General features: G+C 49.0%; 10 protein-coding genes. All 10 read left to right on the plus strand.

Translation table 11 applies throughout. The features are described 5' to 3' along the window. Positions 1–37: 37 nt before the first annotated feature. The 10 genes from QUW00_RS05910 (at position 38) to QUW00_RS05945 (ending at position 10,531) form a co-directional block, all read left to right on the plus strand. Positions 38–979 (plus strand): glycosyltransferase family 4 protein, encoded by a 942-nt coding sequence (locus QUW00_RS05910; RefSeq protein WP_289613457.1) that lies wholly within the window; start codon positions 38–40, stop codon positions 977–979. A gap of 72 nt (positions 980–1,051) precedes the next feature. Beyond that, entirely contained in the window at positions 1,052–2,269 is a 1,218-nt protein-coding gene (locus QUW00_RS05915; RefSeq protein ID WP_289613458.1) for a nucleotide sugar dehydrogenase, read from the plus strand. 41 nt (positions 2,270–2,310) lie between these two features. Next, a complete protein-coding gene (locus QUW00_RS05920; RefSeq protein WP_289613459.1) occupies positions 2,311–3,483 on the plus strand; it encodes a glycosyltransferase in 1,173 nt (390 codons plus the stop codon). Between the two features lie 55 nt (positions 3,484–3,538). Further along, positions 3,539–4,912: a hypothetical protein gene (locus tag QUW00_RS05925; protein ID WP_289613460.1), complete on the plus strand. Its 1,374-nt coding sequence runs from the start codon at positions 3,539–3,541 to the stop codon at positions 4,910–4,912. A 29-nt stretch (positions 4,913–4,941) separates the two neighbouring features. Continuing rightward, complete coding sequence (locus QUW00_RS05930) at positions 4,942–6,042, plus strand: glycosyltransferase (protein WP_289613461.1); 1,101 nt, start codon at positions 4,942–4,944, stop codon at positions 6,040–6,042. A gap of 12 nt (positions 6,043–6,054) precedes the next feature. Beyond that, on the plus strand, positions 6,055–6,945 hold the full coding sequence (locus tag QUW00_RS05935; protein WP_289613462.1) for an ATP-grasp fold amidoligase family protein: 891 nt from the start codon (positions 6,055–6,057) through the stop codon (positions 6,943–6,945). 198 nt (positions 6,946–7,143) lie between these two features. Next, positions 7,144–7,401 (plus strand): ATP-grasp fold amidoligase family protein, encoded by a 258-nt coding sequence (locus QUW00_RS09375; RefSeq protein WP_354003411.1) that lies wholly within the window; start codon positions 7,144–7,146, stop codon positions 7,399–7,401. After that, the gene (locus QUW00_RS05940; RefSeq protein WP_289613463.1) at positions 7,386–8,834 is read left to right on the plus strand and encodes a lipopolysaccharide biosynthesis protein; all 1,449 of its coding nucleotides are present in this window, start codon (positions 7,386–7,388) and stop codon (positions 8,832–8,834) included. Before QUW00_RS09375 ends, QUW00_RS05940 begins: the two co-directional genes overlap by 16 nt. Positions 8,835–8,975: 141 nt before the next feature. Further along, on the plus strand, positions 8,976–9,380 hold the full coding sequence (locus QUW00_RS09380; protein ID WP_354003412.1) for a serine O-acetyltransferase: 405 nt from the start codon (positions 8,976–8,978) through the stop codon (positions 9,378–9,380). A gap of 125 nt (positions 9,381–9,505) precedes the next feature. Continuing rightward, positions 9,506–10,531, plus strand: coding sequence for an NAD-dependent epimerase/dehydratase family protein (locus QUW00_RS05945; protein ID WP_289613464.1), 1,026 nt, complete (start codon positions 9,506–9,508; stop codon positions 10,529–10,531).

Genomic DNA, 10,531 nt, shown 5'->3' on the forward strand with positions numbered 1-10,531 from the left:
CATTGGTAGCTTCCCTCCGCCATATGGAGGCGTTACCGTGAAAAATTCCCTCTTATTTGACAGCATTTCTTCCAGGATGGGGATTACAAGAGTCGATCTTTCGATGGTGAAGCGCTTTCGGCTCGTCGATCTTTCTCGTTTCATAAAAGAGATGGCAAGCCCTTCAGGGGGTCTTGTTATCGGTACATCTGATTCGTGGCGCCGTCGAATCACGATGGCTCTTAACCGGACTAATCGTGGCAAAATGCGTCGGTCTGTCGTGTTCGTAATGGGCGGGTCAAGCTTGGATGATCCACGTTATGCTCATGCGCTTTCGAACTATAAGGCAGTTTATGTAGAGACGGAAGGCATGAAGCGCAACTACGAAGCCATGGGGCTGCTCAATGTACGCGTTTTTCCAAATTGTAGGAAGCGCCGAGAGGCAGATATTGTCATCGGTGGTCATCAAGGCAGGCTTTCCTGTGTCTACTTCTCTCTTATCAGTGAGGAAAAAGGTGCCCCGCTGATTCTCGATGTTGCGAGCATGCTGCCCAGCGTCGATTTCCATATGTACGGGAGAATCGACCCTGCAATCGAAGATGGCTTCCTGAAGTGTTGCGATGAGCTTGATAACGTGCATTATCACGGGGTTTTTGACTCCGTCGAAGGTTATGCCATCGCGGAGCTTTCTCAGTACGACATCCATCTATTCCCTTCGCTATGTCCTAACGAGGGAGTCCCAGGCGTTCTCGTGGAAACGAAAATGGCAGGCGTGCCGACAATCGCGTCTGATAGGTGTTTCAACGGTGAGCTCGTTCAAGATGGCGAGACGGGATTTGTTCTTACCGACATCTCAGCCGAATCATTTGCTTCTGCAATCCGCAAGTTTGATTCCGATAGGCAAATGCTTATGGGCATGAAATACGCCTCGCTGAGGTCTGCTGAACGGTTTTATATCGAAAAGTACATCGATGACATCGTAAGTACTCTTGCGGACTAAGCATGCGGAAGCTGTTGAATGCTGTGACGACATCACGATCCTAGATTAGCTTTGCGATAGTTTGGAGTATTGATGGTTAACGTAATCGGTCTTGGTTATATCGGTCTCCCCACCGCGCTCATGATGGCGTCCCATGGTGTGGAGGTGGTCGGTACCGACTATAACAAGGAACTCGTCGCCACGCTCAATGCTGGTAAGACGACGTTCAAAGAGGACGGTCTTGACGAGTTATTTGCTTCGGCGGTGGAAGCCGGCATTGTCTTTACCAGCGAGTACCAGGTCTGTGACACCTATATCGTGAGCGTTCCGACACCTTACGACAAGATTGATAAGAAGATCGATCCCTCCTACGTGGTTGCAGCATGCAAGACCGTGCTCGACATTGCTCCTCAAGACGCAACGCTCGTCGTTGAGTCGACGATTTCGCCGAATACGATCGACCGCTTTGTGAGGCCTTTGCTTGAAGAGGCGGGACGTCAGGATATCGCGCTCGTTCATGCTCCCGAGCGCATCATTCCTGGCAACATGGTTTACGAGTTGGTGCATAACAATCGCACCATTGGTGCCGATGATGCCGAAGTGGGGAAGCGCGTTGCCTCGCTTTATGCAAGCTTCTGCGAGGGAGAGATTTCGGTTACCGATATTCGTACGGCTGAGATGACCAAGGTTGTCGAGAATACGTTTCGTGCCGTGAATATCGCCTTTGCGAACGAGCTTGCGAAAGTTTGTCGCATCGGCGGTATGGATGTTTACGAGGTCATCCGCATCGCGAATAAGCATCCGCGTGTGAACATCCTGCAGCCCGGGCCTGGTGTCGGTGGACACTGCATTCCTGTCGATCCATGGTTCTTGGTGGGTGATTATCCCGAGACGGCGAACTTCATCCGCCTTGCTCTTCAGACAAACTTCTCGATGCCCGAGTATGTACTGCAGCGGGCTTATGGGGCGATGAAGGAGCACGGCATTACCGATACCGTTAAGGTGGGCATCTACGGTCTCACGTACAAGGAGGACGTCGACGACGTTCGCGAATCTCCGACTCTGCAGATGCTCGAAGCCCAGGCAGAGCATTTGGGCGGTGCCCAGATGAAGGTCTATGATCCGTGGGTCGAGGCCGATGTGGCCCCGAATCAGGTTCACTCCATGGAGGAGTTTCTTGAGGGGCTGGAGATGGTCATCGTGATGGTTGGCCATTCGCAGGTGAAGGGAAAGCCGGAGCTTTTTGGCAATCGGATCCTTATCGATCCTCGAAATGTCATGGGCGAGGGCAATAGCGTATATAAGCTGTAGAACGAGCCGAGAATCGCATGATATAAAGAAAGTACGCAAATATGGATGCACAGTATAACGACGGTTCCGCAGCGCATTGCTTACCTGAATGTAATAGCGTTTTACCAGCACACAATCGAATCAGGGTGGCCATCGTTCTGATGTATTTCGGAAACGGCGGTGCGGAGCGTATGGTTTCAGAACTTGTTTCCCACCTTGATTTGTCACGTTTTGAAGTAAGAGCGTTTTGTATATTTGGTGACCCGCTAAATAATAATATGGAGCAGGCAGTTCTTCGCCACGGAGTTCCAATCACCTTTATTCGTAAAAGACTTGGTTTTTCGCTGAGGCATTTTTTGAGGCTTTGGCGGGAGCTGTCGGCGTTTAAACCAGATGTAGTTCATACTCATCTGAACGCTTGCATGTATTGCGCCCCTTGGATACTAGCGCATAACGTTCCGATGCTACATACGATTCATGCGGAGCCAGCGTTCGAAGCCAAGTCAACGCTTCGAAGACATGTTATGGCGTTTTTGTACAGATCTGCCAAGGCGCTGCCGGTTGCCATCAGCGAGCTAAATCGTGAACTTATTTCCTCCTTTTATAAGATTCCAGCTAATGAAGTAGAGGTGATTGTAAATCCTGTTGATATTGATGCGTTTCGCATGGAATGTCCAACGCCCCTTCGTGAACGCGTCTATGACTATATTTGTGTTGCGAGGTTTGAGGAAGAAAAAAATCATCGTGTGCTGCTTTCAGCGTTTTCTAAAATCGTGCATGAGCAGCCCCATTCAGATCTCAGGCTTGCTCTTGTTGGAACGGGGTCTCTTCTCGATACGATAAAGGCGCAGTCTGCTGAATCTGGAATAACAGACAACGTTGTTTTTCTTGGCTGGAGGGACGACATTTCCGAACTCTTGCACAGGGCAAAGAGTTTCGTCCTGCCAAGCAACTACGAAGGCCTGCCGATGTCTGTACTTGAGGCAATGGCTGCTGGTTTGCCCGTAGTTGCTACCGATGTCGGGGGTATTCCTGAACTCATTGACGGCAACGGTATTCTGATCAAGCGTGGAAGTGTTGATGAGCTAAAACACGCCATGGAGACAGTGCTGCAAAGCGATCAAGTTTGGAGGGAAATGTCAAACCGCTCACTTGAACTGGTTCAAACATATGATGTTAAAACCGTTGCGAGAACATATGAGGCTTTATATGAGAGGGCTGCAAGCATAGCTTAGACGATTTGCAATCGCGCCCAACAACTACGGTCTTTCGGCGTAGGGGGAAATGACAATGCCATTTAAGGAGTGCTCAAGTGGGGCATCCGCCAGTCGGCTTGCATCGGTTGAGAGTTTTGAGTTTGGCGGTACGGGAAATACGGACATCATGCAGCGATTACTGCTCAAGGTGGTTCCAGTCTTTGTTTTCCTTAACCTATTGTTTGGAGACTATTGCGATTATTTCGACCGGATATACAATCCGTTTCCCGTTCCATTTGAGTTGTTAGCACCTGTGTTACTGGGGCTAAAGATCGTGATAGCAATTTGCCTGGCGATCTGTCTGACTCGAAGGGGGATGCGACAGGCGAAGATGCCTGCGTTCCTGATCCTATTCCTATCTTTCGCCGTCGTCCTATCAGTTGTCCATAGCCTGTATCCCGAACGGCTTATCGAGGGAAGCTATGTAGAGTTTGGTGCTCAGGGAATGGGAAATCAGGGGGTATTGCTGCATCCAAGCAATCTAGTCAATTATGTTTCTAGAAATGTTGATCTTTTAGTACTAGTGGCTGCGGGATCAGTTGTTTTCGATAGGGCAAATATGTTGCGTGCTGTTTGCTTAGCTACGTTATTTACGCTGCCCTTCCATCTGATTAACGGGGCGCTTCAATTCTCGGGATTCTTCATTACAAGTCTGGAAAGCAGCAAGGCGGTTTTCTTTTCTACCTCATCTGAATATGTTTCGATCGGTCAGAGAGTGACCGGGCTATTTGTCAGTCCGTTCTATTTTTCCATCTATCTAGCTCTTGTTCAGTATCTTTTATATCTAACTGATTTTAGATATAAGCACTATCTATCAGTCCTATTGCTTGTTTTCCATGTGATGAGCCTTACAAGAACGGGCATCGTATTATGGTTCGTTGTCGAATGCTTTTGTCTCACGGACTATTGGGAGCAACGGGATTGGCGATACATAGCGCTGTTCAGCTGTCTGGGAGCAATGATTCTGCTCTTTGTTTTTGCATTCTTTGATGTAAGGACGGGAATATTCCAGCGCCTCTTCCAGCCCCTCAATGCTGAACAAAACTTTTCTTTTTTATCTCGAACGACCGTTCCGTTCATAAATCTTGGGGAAATGCTGTTCCATGAGCCGCTTCTTCTGCTATTTGGCGTAGGGAATGTCACAACCATTGGTGCGGACAGCAATTTGGTCTCCAGCCTGTATCAAGAAGGTGCTCTGTATACCATCTCCTATTATGGGATGCTGATCGTTATGGCTAGGCGCTGCCCCAAACGTTCAAATCCGATATTAGCGATACTCATTATTTCTGCAGTCCTGTTTTCTGGGAGCAACCAAACCATCACCTTTGTAGCATACTTCCTTCTTTCGCTTTTCTTTTACGATGATTGCGAGCAGCCGGGTGTGAGCGTTGCGGCAGCACGGAGATAGGCTGCGGTGAGATTCATATGGAGCATGATATGAGGATAATAGTGTTAGTTGATGCCCCAACAGGAGGGGCAGGAAATATAGCCCAGCTATTAGCGGGGGAGCTTGCAAAGGAAGGTAATGAAGTAACCCTGTTGTTTACATCGCAGCATACGATGGATAAACGATACAGTATGCCAAATGTGACATGCGGTATTGTAAATCTGAGTGTCTCTGGTTTCGGGAAGCTTCGAAGAACCAAGATTCAGGTGGATAAGCTCAGAAAGTCTCTTCAAGAGTATCGACCAGAACTAGTTATTTGTTTTCTTGGCCAGCTTGTTGCCTTTGCCGGCATGGCGTCTATCGGCGCGCCATGGAGACTGATTGCTTGCGAAAGGAATGATCCGAAACGTGAACCTCTCCGTCTTTCTGCGAACATAATGCGTTTTATAGGATATTGCAGGTCGGATAGTGTTAGCGTCCAATTCAAGCACTACGGGGAAATATACGGCTCTCTGTTCAAGAAAAAGTGTTGCGTAACCCCAAATTACATCAACACGCCAACGCGTACAAAAAGCTATGAACCTAAAGAGTCATCGAGAAAGATTCGCTTTATCTCATTAGGGCGAATCGTTCCACAGAAGAATTTTGAGTCGATGGTTGATTTGTTCCAGAGGGTTCATTCCCTTAGGCGGGAAACAGAGCTCCATATTTATGGGGATGGATCACTTGGCGGCTCTACTGAGCGGAAGCTTGTCGATCTGATTAAGAAAAAGGCTATAGATGATGCAGTCGTTCTCCACGGTCCAACTAAGGCACCGTACGACGTGCTTGCAGATTCGGATATTTACCTTATGACTTCAAAGTATGAAGGTTTTCCGAATGCGCTTTGCGAGGCAATGGCCGTTGGTCTTCCTTGTGTCGCGTTTGAATGCCATAAGGGGTTACATGAGATTGTCGATAATCGAGTCAATGGGTTCCTAATTGATCGGAATGATCAGGAGGCGTTCGTCAACTGTTGTATCGAACTGATTGATGATGCGACGCTGCGGAAGACCATGGGCGAGCAGGCGAAGAATCTGCCCAATCGCTTTTCGAAGTCCGCTGTCACGCAAAGTTGGAAAGACTGCATCAGACATGCAATGGGCTATTGACGGGCGGATACCATGACGTTATTAGAGCGAGTTTACCTGGCGCTTTCTAGGCGAGGGCTATGCCATCTGGTTCCAGATAAGATTCACCTATCCATCAAGTATCATGCCCTTCTCGGGCAGAAACTAAATTGGAATAACCCAATTGGCTTTAATGAAAAGCTTCAGTGGCTTAAAGTCCACGATCGAAATCCCCTTTATAACGTGCTTGTTGATAAGTATGCGGTAAAGGAGTGGGTTGCCGAGCGAATCGGCTCTGAGTACGTAACTAAAACGTATGCTCGTTGGGATCAAGTTGATGATATCAACTTCGACCAGTTACCTGAGAAGTTTGTACTAAAAACTAACCATGATTGCGGTGGAATTGTAATCTGCCGCGATCGGACAACTTTCGATATGGATGCAGCAAAAGCGAAATTAGCCCATCATCTAAAGCGGAATTATTTCTGGGAGGGGCGGGAGTGGCCGTATAAAGCGGTGAAACCTTGCATTTTTGCAGAGGAGTACCTCGACTCTGGCGCATCGGGGTTGACTGATTATAAGTTTATGTGTTTTGACGGCAAGGCCCGCTGCGTATTTACGTGTACAGGCCGCAGCGATAATGATCTTCGGGTGGATTTCTTTGATCTTGAGTGGAAGCATCTGCCGTTTACGCGGCATTATCCAAACGCTGAAGTACCGCCCTCTGTTCCAGAGAAATTCAAGGAGATGGTCTTGCTTTCCGAGCGTCTGGCACAGGCGATTCCGTTTGTTCGTGTTGACTTCTATGAAATTGCGGGCAGCCTATACTTTGGTGAGCTGACGTTCTACCCCGGTTCCGGTTTTGAAGAGTTCGATCCGCGGGTATGGGATACGACGCTCGGCTCTTGGATTGAGCTTCCTCGGGGGCTTGCTTCTCGTGAATAGTTCTTGGGTAATCTGGGCGCATGAGCTCGAAAGACAGGCTGCTTCTACAGAGCTTATAGACTACAAGTTTCATTGTTTTAACGGGGAGTTTCGCTTCCTGTACGTCTCCCAGGGACTTGAGAATCACGACGCTGCTCGCATTAGCTTCCTAACTCTCGATTGGGAATTTGTTCCGTTTGCTCGTGATGATCACCCCGCATCGATGAGCTTCCGGAAAAGCCTGCAAGCTTTGAGAAAATGATCGATTTTGCGCGCAGCATATCTGAGGGCATACCGTTTGTACGGGTTGATTTCTATGACGTCGAAGGCAAGCCGCAGTTTTCTGAGATGACGCTTCATCCTTGTTTCGGCTTTATGCCATTTAATCCTAAGGAGTGGAATCGGTACGTTGGGGAGATGCTTTCTCTCAAAGGCATGTCTGCATCACGAAGGGGAGGGAAATGCCGAACAGCTTAAATCGTCGCGCAGCATCGGCTGCCAAGTGGTCTATTGCCACTGAAGTTCTTGTTAAAGTAGTTTCGCCGATAACGCAGCTTGTCCTCGCACGCATTCTTGCGCCCGAGGCATTCGGTATGGTTGCCACCGTCACCATGGTAACGAGCTTTGCTGACATGTTCTCTGATTCCGGTTTTCAGAAATATCTAGTCCAACACGAATTTGAAAACAATGATGATCTATACCATAGCGCTGATGTGGCTTTTTGGACTAACATCGGTATTTCTTTCGGTTTGTGGGCGGGTTTCGCTTTGTTTCGCGATGAAATCGCCGCTCTTGTGGGGAGTCCGGGTCTTGGTTTTCCTATAGCAGTGGCATGTGCATCTCTTCCGCTCACTTCGTTCTCTAGCATACAACTTGCGCTATATCGTCGTCGGCTTGATTTCAAGACCATCATGCCTGTTCGTGTGGCGACGGCGTTGGTGCCGTTTATCGTTACCGTGCCACTCGCTCTAGCGGGCGCTGGGTTTTGGTCGCTCATCTGCGGTACGATTGCGGGTAATGTTGTTACTGCGCTTGCATTAACCGCTTTGTCACCCTGGAAGCCTCGCTCATATTACTCCCGTGCTCTCTTGCAGGAGATGTTTGCTTTCAGTGGATGGTCGCTGCTTGAAGCGATAGCAATTTGGGCGACCTCTTGGGCTGGTACATTTGTCGTTGGAAACTTGCTAGACGCTTACCATTTAGGGCTATATCGACAGCCTATGACGCTTGTCAATTCGGCTTTTAATTTGATTACGAACGCCACGACACCTGTGCTTTTTTCATCGCTGTCGCGGCTTCAGGATTCTATGGAGGAGTTTCGATCGTTCTTTTATCGCTTCCAGTTTAACGTTGCCATGTTCGTTCTCCCTCTCGGTTTCGGAATATACTGTTTCAGAGATTTCTTAATCGACTTGCTGCTTGGTAGCCAATGGCATGATGCAGCCCTCATGCTTGGATGTTGGGGGCTGTCTACAGGTATTATGGTGGTGTTCGGGCATTATTGCAGCGAAGTATTTCGCGCTGTTGGCAAGCCTAGGACGTCTCTGCTGTGCCAGTGCGTTTATATGTGCGCCATGGTTCCGACCTTATATGTTTCTGCATCCGCTGGTTTTAACCAATTGGTCGTTGCTAATTCTGCGGTTAGGTTTGTGGGCGTATTGGTTGATCAAATCATGGTGGGGCGTATTGCAGATATTCGATTCAGCCGGATTCTCTTGGGCGTTCGCACTCCTTTGATTGGGTCGTTCATAATGGGTGCTGTCGGTCTTTTGTTTGTTGCGTGGGCGGGTGGTTCTTGGCTCTTCAATTCGATGGCGATTATCGCTTGCGTCATTGTTTACGTTTTGGTGACCCTGCTTTTTCCGGAGGGAAGGGCTTTCTTGAAAAAAAACGTACTGGGTAGGCTATAACGGCTTTTGTCCTGCGCAACCTAGGCTTTGTGGGAGATATATATGAACGATGAGGAAGCTGTTGCAATGTATTTTGATGCCCGGGAGGTTCTTTTGGCATCCGGAAGTGGCTTGATAGCGAGGCTTTCCGCACGCGTGCGAATGAGATGGGTTTTAAATAAATATCCCTGTTGCAGCATTCCTTTGTCTGTGTCTATCTCTCCGTTTACAGCGCCGCATGGGTTTCACGGTGTCTTTATTTCTTCCGGTGCCTCAGTTGGAGGGAGGTGCGTTATTTTTCAGGATGTAACCATCGGTTCCGTAACGACGAATGGAAGCCGTCATCCCGGTGCGCCTCGTATAGGCGATAACTGCGTGATTGGTTCAGGAGCAAGGGTTATCGGCGGCATTACTGTTGGAGACGGATGCAGAATTGGTGCTAACTGCGTTGTGTGCGAGGACGTGCCTCCTAATTCGACAGTCGTTCTCGAAAAGCCACGGGTTTTAGTCCGAAATAATCCGATGCGAAACGGACACTCAAGTTGGAGTGAGTATGAATCTCGGTAATCAGTTTGCGCGACGGATAAATCGACTTCTTCGTTTTTCTGTCGATAAGCCATCGGCCCGCGTTTTTGCAGGTCGAAGTTCAATACTAATGCAATGGATCAATAATGAATTGTTGAAGGGAAGCCATGTATAAGAACGTCCTTGTGACTGGGGCTGCGGGTTTCATCGGAGCGTTTCTGTCACAAAAACTAGCTTGCGAAGGCGTTTGCGTTGTTGGGCTTGATAACTTGAATGCTTACTATGACCCCGATATCAAAGAGAATCGGTTGCATATGCTCGGTGAGGCTGATGCGTGTGGACATTTCAAATTTGTTCGAGGCGACCTTACTGATGCTGCTCTCGTCGAGCGCCTCTTTGCGGAGAACGAGTTTGATGTTGTTGTAAATCTTGCCGCTCAGGCGGGCGTGCGCTACTCGATCGACAACCCCAAGGCGTACATCGACTCCAATCTCATCGGCTTCTACAACATTCTCGAAGCATGCCGCCACCATCCGGTGAAGCATCTTGTTTTTGCCTCGTCTTCTTCGGTCTACGGTGGCAACGAGAAGGTTCCGTTTTCGGAGGCAGATCAGGTAGACCACCCCGTGTCGTTGTACGCTGCTACTAAGAAGGCTAACGAGCTCATGGCCCATGCATACTCCAAGCTCTACGGCATACCTTGTACGGGTTTGCGCTTCTTCACGGTTTACGGCCCTATGGGCCGTCCTGACATGGCTTATTTCAAGTTTGCCAACACGCTTCGTGCGGGAGGAACAATCCAGATCTACAACATGGGCGATTGTCGGCGCGACTTTACCTACATAGACGATATCGTCGAGGGCGTCGCGCGCGTCATGGACCGCGCTCCTGAGGATTGCGGTACGGGCGCGAGGTACAAGGTCTATAACATCGGCAATTCAGAGCCGGTGCAGCTTCTCGAGTTCGTTGATACGCTTCAGCATGTGCTCGTGGAGGAGGGCATTCTTCCGGAGGACTATAACTTTGACGCCCATAAGGAGCTCGTTCCCATGCAGCCGGGCGATGTGGTGGAGACATACGCTGACTGCTCAGTACTTCAGCGAGATTTTGGATACAAGCCTGCTACAAAGCTCGAGGATGGCCTCCGCGCCTTTGCCAAGTGGTATCGGGAGTATTACCTCGCTAGGCTGTAG

Source organism: Collinsella tanakaei, assembly GCF_030373545.1.
In the GTDB taxonomy this organism is placed as follows: Bacteria; Actinomycetota; Coriobacteriia; order Coriobacteriales; family Coriobacteriaceae; genus Collinsella; species Collinsella tanakaei_C.

What these genes read in the sequence shown, in the direction of transcription:
- QUW00_RS05915 (WP_289613458.1), top strand. Translation starts at nt 1,052, where the DNA reads ATGGTTAACGTAATCGGTCTTGGTTATATCGGTCTCCCCACCGCGCTC.
- QUW00_RS05920 (WP_289613459.1), top strand. Translation starts at nt 2,311, where the DNA reads ATGGATGCACAGTATAACGACGGTTCCGCAGCGCATTGCTTACCTGAA.
- QUW00_RS05925 (WP_289613460.1), top strand. Translation starts at nt 3,539, where the DNA reads ATGCCATTTAAGGAGTGCTCAAGTGGGGCATCCGCCAGTCGGCTTGCA.
- QUW00_RS05930 (WP_289613461.1), top strand. Translation starts at nt 4,942, where the DNA reads ATGAGGATAATAGTGTTAGTTGATGCCCCAACAGGAGGGGCAGGAAAT.
- QUW00_RS05935 (WP_289613462.1), top strand. Translation starts at nt 6,055, where the DNA reads ATGACGTTATTAGAGCGAGTTTACCTGGCGCTTTCTAGGCGAGGGCTA.
- QUW00_RS05940 (WP_289613463.1), top strand. Translation starts at nt 7,386, where the DNA reads ATGCCGAACAGCTTAAATCGTCGCGCAGCATCGGCTGCCAAGTGGTCT.
- QUW00_RS09380 (WP_354003412.1), top strand. Translation starts at nt 8,976, where the DNA reads ATGAGATGGGTTTTAAATAAATATCCCTGTTGCAGCATTCCTTTGTCT.
- QUW00_RS05945 (WP_289613464.1), top strand. Translation starts at nt 9,506, where the DNA reads ATGTATAAGAACGTCCTTGTGACTGGGGCTGCGGGTTTCATCGGAGCG.